Source organism: Vulcanisaeta souniana JCM 11219, from assembly GCF_026000775.1.
Taxonomy (GTDB): Archaea; Thermoproteota; Thermoprotei; order Thermoproteales; family Thermocladiaceae; genus Vulcanisaeta; species Vulcanisaeta souniana.
This window is the reverse complement of record NZ_AP026830.1, coordinates 1,034,186-1,049,223: the sequence shown is the minus strand read 5'-3', so window position 1 is coordinate 1,049,223 and position 15,038 is coordinate 1,034,186. Positions and strand designations below refer to the sequence as shown.

Sequence of the window (15,038 nt, the reverse complement as noted above, 5' to 3'; positions counted from 1 at the left end):
CTTAAAGGGTAGACCTATCCTGCGCAATACTGAATGGGTAACCCAGGTTAGATTGTAGACACGCCGACTCATGAAGTAACCTATGCTTCACTTTATTCAATTCAATATACGCACCATAGTACAACACATCCTTATACTCACCAATGGTGGATTGAACCCCAGTCATCTTCCTCCGTAGGTAGAGACAGTCCTCCTTAGTTCCTCTTGTGAAGTAGCCAAGTATTATTTGATACCACCACGCTTGCTGCGACGTTTATGCCCAATTGAAGCCACTCTTTCCCTTTGGAGAGGCGGGGCCCTAAACGTGAAAAAGTTTATAAATTAAGCCCGTATTTGTAATTACCGTGGGCGGTAAACAAAGGACTAGCCTATTCATAACGAGTGAGGAGGAGGAAAGAAGGATGGGTAGGGCAACTGCTGAGTCCGCACAAGGTGGCGCACAGCAGGATAAGCAGGGCAAGGGCGGAGGTAAGAAGTAGTTTTGTTTTAAAGTCATGGTGTTAAAATGAGGGTTTCAAGGTTAAAACCAATTATTGATATTGCAATACCCAGTGACTTCCTTGCCGAGGTTCCTGATGATCGGGAGGCGGTGAGGAAGATCGGTTATGTTGGTAGGGGCGCTGCTATGTTTCAGGTAAACAAGATCATTGTGTACAGGCATAGGCTGGTTGGTGATAGGGATCGGGCTGTTTTCATAAACAAGAATCTCCAATATCTCTCGGCACCACCATACCTAAGGAAGGACTTGTTTAAGCTCGACAGAGACCTTAAGTACGTTGGTTTACTACCGCCATTAAAGACCCCCAATCATGCACCGGAGGGCAAACCGCAAAGGGGTGAGTATAGGGAGGGGGTCGTGGTTAGGTGGGATGGCTACTTCTCGATAATTAAGATCGGCAATGAAGTCTATGCTAAGGTACCGAGACCAATGCCACTGGGTACGAGGGTTGTTGTTCAAATTGACGCCCCAACCACCAGGGACGACACGTATAGGGCGCATGTTGTTCCAAGGGACCGCCTAAACATCTATTGGGGTTTTTACCCAGAGGTTGGGGATTTGAATGGGTTGTTTAATGACTATGACTATGTGATTTTAACGGGTAAGGAGGGCATGAATATTAAGGATGCCATGGATAACCTAAGGAACATCATTAGCCGAGATAAGGTTCTTGTGGTCTTTGGTTCCCCGTATCATGGCGTTGATGAGATCCTCAGGGCCGAGGGCATAGAGGAGGCTTTGAAAAGATACCCATTTATTAATTTCATACCTGGTCAAGGTGTTGAGACCGTAAGAACCGAGGAGGCTGTTATTGCCGTCCTATCAATAATAAACGTCATTAGGTACCTACGTGGTTCATTACCGTGATGAGGAACAACTCGGTTCCTTCGGCTGACCAGGAATGGCCACCAGCCAATGGTTTGGGCAAAGCAAGTAATAAACCTGTGAGGAAGTTGTCAAGCTGGAGGGAACTAATAATTTTTAAATAGGGTTGTGACTACGTAGGCTGAACTATGGGTTTAAAGATTCATAGGCCTAAGCGTGGATCCATGGCTTACTACCCAAGGAAACGTGCCGAGTCCCTAGTGGCTAAGTTCAGCGTGTGGCCTGACCCGCATGGCGGTAAGCCCATATTGCTTGGATTTGCTGCCTATAAGGCTGGCATGGCGCATGTTGTTATGATTGATGATAGACCAACAAGTCCATTCTACAGCAAGGAGATTATTAGACCAGTCACCATACTGGATGCGCCGCCAATTAAGGTAATAGCCTTTAGGGCATACACCTATGACCCCTGGAGGAACCTAAAGCTAAGCCTTGGTGAGGTCTGGATGCCCAACGTGCCAAAGGACATTGCCAGGAGAATATCAACACTCCCTGAGAAGTTTAATAAGGAGGAAATGATGAAGAGAATACTTGATAATGTAGACGTTATTACGGAAATCAGGGCGCTTGTAGCAACACAACCAAGGCTTAGTGGCATTGGTAAGAAAACCCCTGAGCTTTTAGAAATACCCATTGGTGGTGTTGATGATGCTAATCAATTAATTAAATACGCAGAATCTGTGCTTGGTAAGGATATTAATGTGACGGATGTGTTTAGCGAGGGTCAGTACGTTGACGTAGCGGCGATAACCAAGGGTAAGGGATGGCAGGGTGTAGTTAAGAGGTTCAATGTCAAGATACTACCAAAGTGGCACAAGCATAGGAAGGGCTATAGGAGGATCGGCGCCATTGGCCCACAGAATCCTGCCCTAACCTTCACAACGCCAAGACCAGGGCAGATGGGACTACACAAGAGGACTGAGTATAACAAAAGGATACTCAAGATAGGCCTTAACGGCGTTGAGGTAACACCAAGCTCGGGCTTCCCACACTACGGCATTATTAAAGGACAATACATAGTCCTTGATGGTACAGTACCCGGCATAGTCAAGAGACTGGTGACCCTTAGGTTCCCGGTGAGACCAAGGCCACAGACCTACCCAACCGGTAAGATTCAAATAGTTTGGTTATCAACACAGCAGTTGCAGGGTGCATGAGCATGGTGTCCCTAGACTTATCACCACTGATAAGGCCGGTCTACACGGTGCCGACTACAGTGAAGGTGTTCGACCTAAGTGGCAGTACCATTGGTGATGTGACACTGCCACCGCAATTCCTCGAATCAATAAGACCTGACTTAATACTAAGGGCTTACCTCAGTGCTTTAACAGCTAGACTACAGCCCAAGGGCACTGACCCAATGGCTGGCAATAGAACTACGGCCGTGAGCTTCGGCATAGGACTAGGTATTGCCAGGGTTCCCAGGGTCAAGGGCAGTCTCTGGCCAACGGCAAGGATAGCGCCAAACGTTGTCAAGGGTAGGAGAGCCCACCCACCTAAGGTTGAGAAGATCCTACATGAGAAAATCAATAAGAGGGAGCGTAGGAAGGCCATTAGGTCTGCCATAGCATCAACTGCAATAAAGGATCTAGTGATCGCCAGGGGGCACTTGGTTGATAAGGTTCCGCAGATACCTTTAGTGGTTAATGATGACCTTGGAAGAATAGGCGTAATGACAGACCTCAAGAAGACCCTCATGTCATTAGGGCTTTGGGATGACATTGAGAGGGTTGCGGAAAGGATTAGGATCAGGTCCGGCAAGGGTAAGATGAGGGGTAGAAGATATAAGGAGGGTAAGAGTGTGCTCATTGTTGTGCCATCCACGGACTCGCCAGTGATTAGAGTTGCAAGGAATTTACCGGGTGTTGATGTGGTCCCAGTGAGGAACCTTAGCGTACTATACCTAGCGCCTGGTGGTGTTCCTGGTAGGTTAACACTATGGACCCTAGGCGCGATTGAAGAATTGAGAAAGGGCTTATTCATGGGGTGATGGGTGTGATAGTGAGATTCGTATTAACAGAGAAGAGCCTTAGGCTTGCCGAGAGGGAGAATAAGATAACCATAATCGTGCCCAGGGACACCACTAAGAAGGAAATTAGGGATTACGTTGAGAAGACTTATGGCGTAAAGGTCGAAGGTGTGAACACACTAATAACAATGACCGGTGAAAAGAAGGCGTATGTTAAGCTAGCACCGGAGAACAATGCCTATGACTTACTTGGACGATTAGGCCTAGTATAACTCCTTTGGATAAACATGATTATTATCCCGGAGGTACTCGTTACGCTTGGGTAATGTGGGTTTGGTAATTTAATTAAGGTATGAGTGTTCATGTTCGAGGATCAAGGATTGAAGAAATGGTCAGCACGTGGGTTCCTCCTCATCCATCAGTACTTAAGTCCTTGCATCACCTATTACATGATTAATTACATGGTTAAAAGTATTTGTGGCTCATTGGTTCGCGGCAATTACTGCCCTTCATTTGACTTAATAATACCAATATTTAATGCATCAAAAATTTATGCTCCATTATTTGTCCTTGCCGCCTGATAATAGGCTCCGCGCTGACTACATGGAATAGGGTACTCGAGTTGGTTGGTGGTGTGACGGGAGTAATGAGTTACGAGGTGATCGCCGAGGCATCATTCTCTGCGAATGAGGGCGCTGATTGCGTACTGCCATTCACGACTTGGTATTACTGGTAATGCGGAAGGCGTGCTGGATTGCTAGTAGTTGGACGAAAAGTTATTTAAATACGTATGTGGATTGTACAATGATGAAGATGCTTCACCTCACTGACTTGATGAGGAATCCTTTAAGTACTGAAGGCTTTAGGATTAATTATCGCTTAACTAGGTAAATAGGTACGATGTAAGGTTTATTAGTGCTTGATTAGGTTCTTGGGGCGTGGACGTGATCAAGGATATTGGGGGTGATGATTTGAAGTTTATCTTTGCTAAGGATGAACAAATGTATCTGTTGGAAACCTTGTACGTTAGGGGATTTAGCGAGGAGAAATATAGGAAGTTGAGGAAGTACATTAGGGAGAAGCTTGGCGAGGAGTTTTCAAGTATAGTAAGTCTTGATGGTAATAAGGCCCTTGCTAAGGTGTTATTGGTTGGCGTGGACCAGGTCGGTCAGTCCCTAATTAATGACTTGGTGGATAATGAAATCGGCAAGGCAAATTCATGGATTGAGGGTGGCATTATCAAGGAGTTAGTCGATAAGGCAGCGAGTGAGGTTGAGGAAACTAGGAAGGCGAGGAGTAAGTCTAGGAAGAAGGGCAGGAGGAAGAAATCGAGGTCCAAGGGCAAGAAGAAGAGCGCAAGGAGAAGAACAAGGAGGAGTAGGTAGATCCTTTTACTATTGAAAATAAATGGGAAAAAAGGCTTTTTATAGGGGTATTCTCCACGAAGATAGAATGTCTGCAACACCCTTCGAGAAGCCACAGGGCACATCGGAGGTGCCCCACATAGAGGTTGATGAGGAAACAAAGGAGATAATAAAGGAGATATTATCACAAATGAAGAATCCGGTGGAGGTATTATTCTTCACAAGCAATACCTGCGGTAACAGGGACACTAATTGGTGTGTTCCAACCGAGGAGCTACTGGACCTACTTGCCGAATTAGCACCACCTGGGAAGCTAATACTGAAAAAAATCAAGTATGAGGAGAACAATGGATTGTTTGCGAAGTACAATGTAGAGCTACCAAGGGTTCCCGTAATATACCTACTCGATGGCGCAATTAAGTACCTGGGTGCGCCACTTGGTGAAGAAGTTAGGGCTTTCATAGAGACCATAGTCAGGATATCAGTTGGTGAGACCAAGCTAAGGCCAAAGACCAAAAAGGGGCTTGAGGCCTTAATGAGCGCAGACAATAGCAAGAAGGTCGAGGTTTTAACAGTGGTCACGCCATCATGTCCATACTGCCCATACGCGGTCCTAATGGCGAACATGTTTGCCTATGACAGTAAGGGTAAGGTTGTCTCGATAACAGTGGAGGCCTATGAGGAGAGCGACATAGCTGATGCTTACCAGGTTACTGCAGTACCCACGGTGGTACTAAAGAGGGAGGATCAGGACGTTGGTAATGTGGAGTTCATAGGGGTTCCGCCGGAGAGTGATTTATTAAAGAAGGTGCTTGATTATAGTGGTGTTGGTTCGCAATAGTTTTAAATATGGTGTAACACCGTAAAATTAGGCCATGAGAGTATTCTTCGTGACAAGCAATGAGGGTAAGCTTCATGAGGCTTCTTTGGTCCTTAGGGAATTCAGTATTGAACTCGTCATGGATCTTAACCATAGGAAGATAGAGATCCAGAGCGATAACCTTGAGGATATAGTTAATAATGCCTTAACCAACATATGCACTGGAGGCATTAGTGAGTACTTTGTTGTTGAGGATGATGGCTTATTCATTAATAAATTAAATGGGTTTCCAGGCCCTTACTCATCATACGTTTATAAGACGATAGGGCTTACCGGTATTCTAAAGCTTATGAACGGTATTAACGATAGATCGGCATACTTTAAATCAGTAGTTGGTCTATGCGGTCCTCAGATACCTATAAAGTTATTTATTGGTGTTGTGCGTGGTAGTATAGCCATGGAACCCAGGGGTTCTGAGGGCTTCGGCTTTGACCCAATATTCATACCAAGTGGTTACAACAAAACCTTTGCGGAACTAGGACCGGAGATCAAGAACAAATTATCTCATAGGGCCTTGGCATTCAGGGCGTTAGGTAATTGGCTACTGGGCAAGGGATAGCTTGGGTTTTCTTCATTGCCTTATTCCCAACAAGCGTTTACCTTAACGGGTTTGCTTCTAGTTCGTTTCAAAAGTATTTAAACATGCATTAGATCTGAAACAGTCCATAATTAGGGATGTGTTGGGTGGTATACCTTAATTATTACTAATATTGATTCATAAATCAAGGCTGCAGTTATACCTATTAGTAATGCCATTAATAGGTAACTACCGCCCATGGTTTGGCTATACCTGCATAGTAGTGATGTAATGGGCCTTGATGGCTGTATTATGTACATAATCGGCATTGGCTTATTAAGCCCAACTATGTAGATTGGTGTTGTTGGGGATCCCGTATTGCACACTATATTGCCTGTATAGGCCGTCATATTTGGTATGACTATTACCGAGTCAATACTTGTGCCATATACGACCAACGTGTTCATGCTACTGGTTGTCATGGGTGAAGAACCTGTGTATGAAATCACCTCAATAAAATGATTTGCCTCCAGAACTGTATTGCTGTAGTTGCCTGGTGGATTAGGTATTTGGATTGTTGAATTGCAAATTTCTGAGTTATGAGTTACCGCTATATTTATGTCACTAACTGGTATTAATTTGTTCGTTAGGTTCATCACTATTTTAAGGTTATAATTATTACTAAGCGCTGCTTCTATTGTTATTGAGCCGTTTTGTACTATTGGCGTGATTTCCGTTACGGATACAGTGTATGGATTTACACCGCATCTTTCCAGTGCCTCAACAATGGCATTATTTACTTGGTTCGTAGTTACACCAGCCTCTGCATGGGTTACCGCGGCGATCATTACAAGAGTTAGGATCACTCCAAGTAGTAATGCCGAGGGGAATGTACCATACCTATTCATCATTAGTGAAGGGATGTATACTGGGTTTTATTTTAGTTTTCTTACTAGGAGTCTTCGTAATTCTCGATGTTTATTATCGATGTTATTAATCCCTCACGCTTCATGTTTAATAATGTCCTCACCAGGTGAGTCCTTAGGATCTTTGTACCGCAGTATTTACAGTATGGTTTTCCGTTAATGAGTACCGTTACCCTGGTGGAACCACAAGCACTACACTTAAGCATTAATCAATGACTATCAAGCCCTAATATTAGGCTTACGCATTAATATTGTTAACTGATGTTGCTCGTAATTTAAGTGTTACATTTTCTATTTCGCAGGTTATTTATAAGTTTCGTGAATATGACTTTCACTTTAACTGAAGCAAATGGTTTAAAACGGGTTGGGTACCATGGTGTTAATTGTATAGTGTTGATCCAATGAAAAGCAGTACAGAAACTACTATATCTCCAAAAGGGGAATTGGATAATACCTATAAATTACTCCATCCCCTGGTTCAAACTGCATTAGCAGAGAGGGGCTTTCTAAGGGCGACGGAGCCTCAAAGGCTGGCCATTCCCAAGATACTCAGTGGTCGTAATGTGTTGATAATTGCACCGACAGGTAGCGGTAAAACAGAGGCTGCCGTTTTACCAGTCCTCTCAATGCTTAGGTGGGGTATGGATAAGGGTGAGTTTACTGATAAGGGTATATACATACTCTACGTTACACCCCTCAGGGCGTTAAATAGGGACTTGCTTGATAGGCTTGTTTGGTGGGGTGAGAGGGTTGGTATTAAGGTTGGTGTTAGGCATGGGGATACTGACCAAAGCGATAGGGTTAAGCAGAGTAGGGATCCACCGCAGATGCTCATAACAACCCCTGAAACCCTTCAGGCTATTTTGTCAGGCAAGAGACTAAGGGAACACCTAATGAAGCTTAGGTGGATAATCATTGATGAAATTCATGAACTGGCCGAGGATAAGAGAGGTACGCAATTAACCTTAACACTCGAGAGGATTAAGTGGTTGATTGGTAGGAAACCACAAATAATTGGTTTATCAGCTACTGTGGGTAGTCCCGAGGAGGTTGCCAAGTTCCTCGTTGGTGATGATGAGTGCGACATCGTACAATCAAGTATAGTCAGGGAAATGAAGATGGATGTTATTCACCCGACACCTACCAAGGAGGATGAGGAGATGGCTAAGAACGTTTACTTATACCCAGATGCAGTCACTAGGCTTAGGATCATTAGGGACTTAGTGAGTGGGAATGGTTCAACAATAATCTTTGTTAATACACGATCAATGGCTGAACTGCTCATGTATAGGTTTGCCATGCTTGGTTATGAATCCATTGGTATACACCATAGTTCACTGTCTAAGGTCTCTAGGATAACCACGGAGAGAGCCTTTAAGGACGGTAAATTGAAGGCTGTGATAGCAACGTCAAGTCTCGAGTTAGGTATTGATATCGGCCACGTGGACTTCGTGATCCAGTACCTATCGCCTCACCAAGTTGTTAGGCTTGTTCAGAGGATTGGTAGGAGTGGTCATAGGCTTGATAAGGTCCCTAGGGGTGTGGTAATCACTGAGGATTTAAATGATACACTTGAGGCAATCGCCATAGTTAACAGAGCTAAGTCAGGGCTCCTTGAGGCTACGCAAATCCCTGATAAGCCATACGATGTGCTTGTTCATCAGATAGTTAGTTTGTTGATGATTAAGAATAGGTGGACCATTGATGAGCTTTATAACGTAATAAGGGGGGCTTACCCATACAGGAAGTTATCGATTGAGGAACTTAAGGGTATCCTGAGGTTCATGAGTGAGGTGTTGAATCCTAGGCTTGCTTACTTCGTTGAGAATGACGGCACTGTGCTTAAGCCAAGTGGCTTCAGGGCTAGGAGGGAGTTGTATAGGTACTTCTTTGAGCAGATGTCCATGATACCCGATGAAAAGCATTACCTAGTCATTAACCAAACAAGTGATGAACCCATTGGGGTGCTAGATGAAGCCTTTGTGGCTGAGTATGGTGAACCAGGGATAAAGTTCGTGTTTAGAGGCGGCGTTTGGGTTCTCCAGAAGATTGTTGGTGATACCATATATGTTGTTCCTGCCAAGGACACCGTTGGGGCAATACCGTCTTGGGTCGGTGAGGAGATCCCGGTGCCGTTCGAAGTGGCTCAGGATGTTGGCATCATCAAGGAGGAAGTTAGTAACTACGTTACTAAGGTGGGGCCTGAGACAACCACTGAGTTGCTCTCCTCAAAATTAGGTGCGTCTATGGATACCATTAAGTATGTTGTTAATAAGGTCATGGAGCACATCGAGAGCGGTGTTCCAGTGCCTTCCCATAGGCTTGTCCTCCTTGAGCGCGTTGGTGATTTAATAGTGTTGTATACGCATGGCGGTACTCTTGTTAACAGGACAGTGGCCAGGATGCTTGGTGAAGTGCTAACCGAGAGACTTGGTTATCCAGTGGGTGTCCAGCAGGATGCCTACGCCGTAGTACTGCAATTACCGAGACCTGGTATCGATACTACATTGGTCACTCAAACAATAATGGATATAGCCAATATGGATGATAAGACATTCATAGATTACGCAATCAGGGCTATAATAAGGACAGGGATTTTCAAGAGGAAGTTTGTCCACGTTGCCAGACGATTCAATGTTGTTAAGAAGGATAGGGAAATGAGTGATTTAGCAATAACGAACCTAGTGGAGCTTTACAAGGGGTCCCCGGTATTTACCGAGACACTTAAGGAGGTCCTAACGAGAGATTTTGACCTAGACAATACCTACTCATTCCTAAAATCATTGAGTAATGGCGATAGGAGATTAGTTACGATAGAAGGGAATGAGTTTAGCCCAATGGGCAGGGAGATCGTTGATAAGATAAGCCATAGGCTTGAGGTCATGGCACCGGAGAGACTTGATAAACTAGTTAGGGAGAGCGTTAAGGCAAGGTTACTAAACGAGTCAGTGACCCTTGTATGCCTTAACTGTGGTTGGGTCGGCTCTGCCAGAAACAAGGACTTACCTGACAAACCAAAATGCCCCAACTGTGGTTCTGAGAGACTTGGCGCACTGAGGGTTGATGAGGAGAAGATAAGGCAGGTCGTAGAGAGGTGGAGGGAGGGTAGGGTAAGGTCTGATGATGAGGAGATTATACAATACATAAACAGGACCGCCGACCTCGTTGGTAAATATGGAAAGCTAGCAGTGCTTGCATTATCAAGTAGGGTTAGGATTGATGATATCGAGGAATTCTTGCCGAAGATAAGTAATATCGATAGGTTGGTACTCGTGATTCATGAGCTGGAAAAGAGGGAATTAAGAAGACGCTTCATGGAGTGAAAAATCATAAACAGCCCTTATTAGTGAAATCTCGTTTTCATTAACACTCATCCTCCTCAGCTCAGCAAATCTCCTGTAAATCTCAATCACCTTATCAATCCTTAGCTTCTCACAATCATTGTTCACGCATATCCTGAAAGGCGGAATATTATCCCTAACTAGACCAACAATACTGCTTCCTTGTCCAATGTACTTACCACTCATTATTGACGTGTTAATCCCTACCTTAACCCAATCACCAATTATTGAACCAAGCTTAATCATGCCGGTGTCAATGCCCATATACCTAATATTACCAATGGTGTTCTTCAGGTTAGACGTTACGGAACCAGCTCCAATGTTGACCCACCTACCCACGTAGGAATCACCCAGGTAACTAAAGTGTTCCTTGAGACTATGCATGTCCATTATTGAGTTCTTGACCTCACCGCCAACCGCATTATCCATGTATAGAACCGTACCCTCCCTGACATATGCGTGAGGCAACACCCTGGTGCCAGGCCCCAATAGTGATGGCCCTTTGACATAAGTCAGTGGCTCAATGGATGAGCCTATTGTTATTACATTACCTGCCCTTTCATCAATGATCGCACCACGTGATATGTCAGAATTTACGGACCTATCCCCAAGCACCCTTATTAAATACTTGGAGTTACTACGTAGGAGTTCGGTGTTCCACCTAATTAATGACCAAATACCACTGAATGTAGGCAAATCGCAATTATCAATTACATTATTGTTCACTAAGTCATTAGTATTATTTACAACCTTAATTAACAACCTATCGCCGCATTTGATCTCAGTGCTTGGGGTAAGTTCATTTAATGTCCTGTTTAGAATGTCTATTTGGGGAACGACGGAGGTATTTATCATGATTGATGAACCACTAATGTCCTTAATATCACTTACATACCTTATTGAATACCTTAGGTTAAGCCTGGATAATAGTGACTCAGTCGTGCCCCGCCAATTCCTTGCCAAGTAATCACGAGTAACCACGTATAAATCAGCACTGTGCCCCATGCTCATGAGCCATAGGACAATGTGTTCATAGTAACGAAGCCCACCAACAATTAAATCACTAAGCGGCGTGCTAATCGAGATCGGGTAATAACCCCTGTAGTCATCCTCGATCAAAACAACGTTATCAAAATTCATATGTTATGTTAACCAGTAGTGAATTATTTAAGGTCTACCTACGTTCGTTTCCCCGTTCAAGAACTAGCTCTAGGTAGGTCCTTTTCTCGATCCACTCCCTCTTAAGGCCAAGTTTATCGCCAAATTGAAGCACCTCATCGGTTGCTCTATTAATCAATTCCTTGTCATTAACCATTGTCTCAACCTCAACAAAGCTTCCCAGGTCCTCAACCGTGTCCAGGTATATTGTGAAATTCTCATAGTTATAAATATCCCTCCTCTTCACGACCTTAGCCACTTCCCTAAAGTCAAGTCTCCTGAGGATCTCTAGGAGACTGTCAAGGTCATTTGCTGTGACGCTCAGTTCCTCCCTGGTTTTCCCAACATTACCAATGCGTGGGCCCTTATACGTTAGTACCACAGTGCCGTCGCCATAGACCCTAACCCTGAGCGCCTCGTCTGTTTTTGCGAAATCCCTTAATGGACTGTTGAGGTATATATCTGTCTCTTCAGTGTGCTCAAGAAACTTCGCATTCAATGCCTTCAGTCTATCCCTAATTGCATCATGGTTAGGTACCCTGTATTTAACCTCAACCTCAAACACGGTGTATGCACACTGATTTCTCCTTTTTAAGGTATGTCTTGATTGTTATTTAAATAATTGTTTAAACAATAAACGGGAAATCTAGGCATAGGGTTTATTAATAATTTAAAATAAATGCAATAATGATGAGCAAGGAATACGGAGTCTTCGTTAGGGAGTCCACGGGTTTAGTCAAGTCAGCAAATCTTTGGGATGCCGTTTCAATAAATATTGCCAACATGTCCATAGGAGCAGCACTGGCATCCATAGGCTTTACACTGGCCGCATTACCAACCGTGGCAGGCGCAAACCTTGTATATGCCTCCCTCATAGCTGCCCTCTTTGCATTACCGCAGGTAATCGTTTACTCCACATTAATCAGGTACATACCTAGGGTAGGCGGCGACTACGTATGGCTAGGCAGAGCCCTAGGACCCAAATTGGCCTGGCTAACCAATGGCCTTGTCTTCGGCTTCATAATAGAAAGCCTAACGTACTACGCATTAATAGCCTTCTCATCAGTTTTTCAACTGCAGGCAGTACTACCAATACTCGGTGTTAACATCTCCCTTTCCACAATAGAGGAGGTGGGCATAGGTATTGCCTTCTTCGCCGTGATAGTCATTGTAAACATACTTGGGACTAAATACGGAGTTAAATTAATGACGGCATTAACCGCAATATCACTTCTTGGATTATTGGCAGCTATAGTAGTGCTCTTCGCAACACCTAAGGCCCAGATCATCAGTGCAGTATCCTCACTACTACCGAGCGGCTACACCTACTCTAAGGTAGCCAGTAGCTATACAGGGCCTTACTTCTCCATGAGCACAATACTGATGCTACTACCCTTTTTCGCAATATATGTTTACCCATGGCTAAACGCGGGACCGGCAATTGCCTCCGAGATAAAGGGTAAGAATGCCCTTCATTGGAATGTACCAATGGCATTCCTATTCTCACTGATATTCCTAACCCTCGGGTTTGAGGCCATGTATTATTCGCTTGGTTTTAATTTCGTTACCGCTGCCTTGTCGAACTATAACATTAATGGCATTTTGAATTTCTGGACGATCGCCATGGTTGCATCACACAATGCAGCATTGAGTTGGTTTATTGGCATTTCATCAGTCACGTGGTACCTGGCTGTTTTGGCCTATGGCGCCATCGTAGTTGTTAGGTATTGGTTTGCCCTTGCCTTTGACAGGGTATGGCCAAGCGTCTTCGCCTACGTAAGCCCAAGATTCGGAACACCAATATACGCACACACATTCGACCTAGTGATAACGGCAGCTTTAATAGCCGCAGCAGGCATTATCTATAACACATTCACTGCGCTTTACGGGGCTGTCGTCGAGGCAGTAATCTATTACATGGTAGTTGGCGTTGCAGCAGTCATAATAGCAACACTCAAGTATTCATCATTTAATGTAAACAGTAGGTCCAGGGTTATTTTAGGGATCTTTGGCGCACTAATGTTTGGTGTTATGGCATACATAACCTACGAGTTCCTTGCCTATCCACAGATTTGGGGCGGTAATTGGCTGGCCTACGGCGTTGAACTCGGCGCCGTAATACTCGGTATAGCGGTGTATTTAGTATCCCGCTACATTAGTCTGAGGAGGTATGGCATAGACATATCAGTAGCCTATACAGAGATACCGCCAGAGTGATCATAATTTATTTAAAAATTGAATGTTAATTATCAATTATCAGATAAAAAATAAAACTTTAATACAAGAAAAAATTAATCCAGGCGTATGGCAAGCACAACCGTTTGGTTAGTCATTGGATTAATAGTAGGTCTTGTGGTTGGTATAGCGATTGGCTATGCAGTAATGCCACCTAAGGTTGTTACCAAGACAGTTACTGTTACTAAATATGTTAATGTGACCACCCCTGTTACCACCACGGCTAATACGACAACCACGGTATCAACCGCACCCTTCGCAGTTGGTGCCGCTGGCACACTAAAGTTTGCCTTTGGTGATATACTTAATGTAATGCAGAGCATGTACCCAACCATAACGATAGCCCCTGCCATGTTTAAGGGCAGTGGTGAGGTCGCCCATACTGAGGCAACCACTCAGCAATTCAGTGTTGTGGCTTCTGCGGACACAACAACAATACCCTCCGTACTATTCCCCAACTACACTAATTACGAAATAGCCTTCGGCATAACACAGATGGTCATAATAGTTGACCTAAACACCACAGCCGGTCAGGAGGTCTACCAACTATGGCAGCAAGCACAGTCATACCCACCAATGTCTGCGCAGTACAATGAGACCTGGCAAGAGATCTGGCAGATAATAGCCCTTAACTCAAGCACAGTTGTTGGTGTCTCAAACCCATTCACGGATCCATCTGGTTACCAAGCCCAATGTGTCGTTAAGCTGGCCGGCCTCACCTTCTTTAATAATGCCTCATATCTATACAACGCTATTTATGGGAACCCAAGTAAGTACATGATGAGAAACACGGAGATAGACCTACTAACACTAATGACCTCTGGGCAGGTGGACTTCATACTCTCGGCTTACGAGAGCAATGCAATACCGCAAACACAGACATATCATAATACCGTGTTCATAACACTACCTCCATTCATAAATCTCGGTAATCTAAGTTACGTCAATTACTACCACCAGGTTAATGTTACTTGGACTGAGAATGGGGTCACAAAGACCTTTGCGTGCAATCCAGTGGTTTATACAATAACAGTGCCATTCCAGGCACCAAATAAGCAGGCCGCAGAGTACTTCTTACTACTGCTCTATAGTCCAATTGGTCAAAAGATACTTGAGGAGAATGGTATTGTACCCATAATACCTGGTATAGTCTATGGTAATTACAGTGCTGTGCCTAATGCAATTAAACCCTTTGTTGCACCACTAAGCCAGTACCCGCAGTATGCATCCATATTCCCAAGCCAGGGCTAAGGGACTTAAAAGT

General features: G+C 44.3%; 16 protein-coding genes. 11 read left to right on the top strand and 5 right to left on the bottom strand.

The features are described 5' to 3' along the window. Nucleotide 1 precedes the first annotated feature (1 nt). Nucleotides 2–166 (bottom strand): hypothetical protein, encoded by a 165-nt coding sequence (locus Vsou_RS05625; RefSeq protein ID WP_188602303.1) that lies wholly within the window; start codon nt 164–166, stop codon nt 2–4. A 178-nt stretch (nt 167–344) separates the two neighbouring features. Between Vsou_RS05625 and Vsou_RS05620 the strand changes: the two genes are divergently transcribed. From Vsou_RS05620 to Vsou_RS05585, 8 genes are all read left to right on the top strand, one after another. Further along, nucleotides 345–479, top strand: a complete 135-nt coding sequence (locus tag Vsou_RS05620) for a hypothetical protein (RefSeq protein ID WP_264890793.1) — start codon at nt 345–347, stop codon at nt 477–479. Between the two features lie 26 nt (nt 480–505). Next, nucleotides 506–1,366: a putative RNA uridine N3 methyltransferase gene (locus Vsou_RS05615; protein WP_188602304.1), complete on the top strand. Its 861-nt coding sequence runs from the start codon at nt 506–508 to the stop codon at nt 1,364–1,366. Between the two features lie 146 nt (nt 1,367–1,512). After that, complete coding sequence (locus Vsou_RS05610; RefSeq protein ID WP_188602305.1) at nt 1,513–2,541, top strand: 50S ribosomal protein L3; 1,029 nt, start codon at nt 1,513–1,515, stop codon at nt 2,539–2,541. Continuing rightward, nucleotides 2,538–3,374, top strand: coding sequence for a 50S ribosomal protein L4 (rpl4p, locus tag Vsou_RS05605; protein WP_188602306.1), 837 nt, complete (start codon nt 2,538–2,540; stop codon nt 3,372–3,374). Before Vsou_RS05610 ends, rpl4p begins: the two co-directional genes overlap by 4 nt. A 5-nt stretch (nt 3,375–3,379) precedes the next feature. Next, nucleotides 3,380–3,625 (top strand): 50S ribosomal protein L23, encoded by a 246-nt coding sequence (locus Vsou_RS05600; RefSeq protein WP_054843283.1) that lies wholly within the window; start codon nt 3,380–3,382, stop codon nt 3,623–3,625. Nucleotides 3,626–4,291: 666 nt separating this feature from the next. Continuing rightward, nucleotides 4,292–4,738: a hypothetical protein gene (locus tag Vsou_RS05595; RefSeq protein ID WP_054843158.1), complete on the top strand. Its 447-nt coding sequence runs from the start codon at nt 4,292–4,294 to the stop codon at nt 4,736–4,738. A 67-nt stretch (nt 4,739–4,805) separates the two neighbouring features. Next, nucleotides 4,806–5,558 carry a protein disulfide oxidoreductase gene (pdo, locus tag Vsou_RS05590; RefSeq protein WP_188602307.1) on the top strand — a complete coding sequence of 251 codons (753 nt, stop codon included), beginning with the start codon at nt 4,806–4,808 and terminating at the stop codon, nt 5,556–5,558. Nucleotides 5,559–5,592: 34 nt separating this feature from the next. Continuing rightward, nucleotides 5,593–6,156 carry an XTP/dITP diphosphatase gene (locus Vsou_RS05585; RefSeq protein ID WP_188602308.1) on the top strand — a complete coding sequence of 188 codons (564 nt, stop codon included), beginning with the start codon at nt 5,593–5,595 and terminating at the stop codon, nt 6,154–6,156. Between the two features lie 110 nt (nt 6,157–6,266). Here Vsou_RS05585 and Vsou_RS05580 read toward each other — a convergent pair whose 3' ends face one another. Together Vsou_RS05580 and Vsou_RS05575 are read right to left on the bottom strand one after the other, a co-directional pair. Beyond that, a complete protein-coding gene (locus tag Vsou_RS05580; protein WP_188602309.1) occupies nt 6,267–7,025 on the bottom strand; it encodes a hypothetical protein in 759 nt (252 codons plus the stop codon). 41 nt (nt 7,026–7,066) lie between these two features. After that, a complete protein-coding gene (locus tag Vsou_RS05575; RefSeq protein WP_054843161.1) occupies nt 7,067–7,246 on the bottom strand; it encodes a TFIIB-type zinc finger domain-containing protein in 180 nt (59 codons plus the stop codon). A gap of 195 nt (nt 7,247–7,441) precedes the next feature. Here Vsou_RS05575 and Vsou_RS05570 point away from each other — a divergent pair, with 195 nt between their 5' ends. Next, nucleotides 7,442–10,363: a DEAD/DEAH box helicase gene (locus Vsou_RS05570; RefSeq protein WP_188602616.1), complete on the top strand. Its 2,922-nt coding sequence runs from the start codon at nt 7,442–7,444 to the stop codon at nt 10,361–10,363. Here the strand turns inward: Vsou_RS05570 and Vsou_RS05565 are convergent. Both Vsou_RS05565 and cyaB read right to left on the bottom strand, forming a co-directional pair. Beyond that, nucleotides 10,340–11,521 carry a putative sugar nucleotidyl transferase gene (locus tag Vsou_RS05565; RefSeq protein WP_188602310.1) on the bottom strand — a complete coding sequence of 394 codons (1,182 nt, stop codon included), beginning with the start codon at nt 11,519–11,521 and terminating at the stop codon, nt 10,340–10,342. The genes Vsou_RS05570 and Vsou_RS05565 overlap by 24 nt on opposite strands. Before the next feature lie 34 nt (nt 11,522–11,555). Further along, complete coding sequence (cyaB, locus tag Vsou_RS05560) at nt 11,556–12,104, bottom strand: class IV adenylate cyclase (protein ID WP_188602311.1); 549 nt, start codon at nt 12,102–12,104, stop codon at nt 11,556–11,558. A 122-nt stretch (nt 12,105–12,226) separates the two neighbouring features. On the opposite strand from cyaB, the gene Vsou_RS05555 reads away from it, so the two are divergent. Then, entirely contained in the window at nt 12,227–13,756 is a 1,530-nt protein-coding gene (locus tag Vsou_RS05555) for an APC family permease (RefSeq protein ID WP_308419783.1), read from the top strand. Nucleotides 13,757–13,843: 87 nt separating this feature from the next. After that, entirely contained in the window at nt 13,844–15,025 is a 1,182-nt protein-coding gene (locus Vsou_RS05550; protein ID WP_188602312.1) for a substrate-binding domain-containing protein, read from the top strand. Nucleotides 15,026–15,038: the final 13 nt, after the last annotated feature.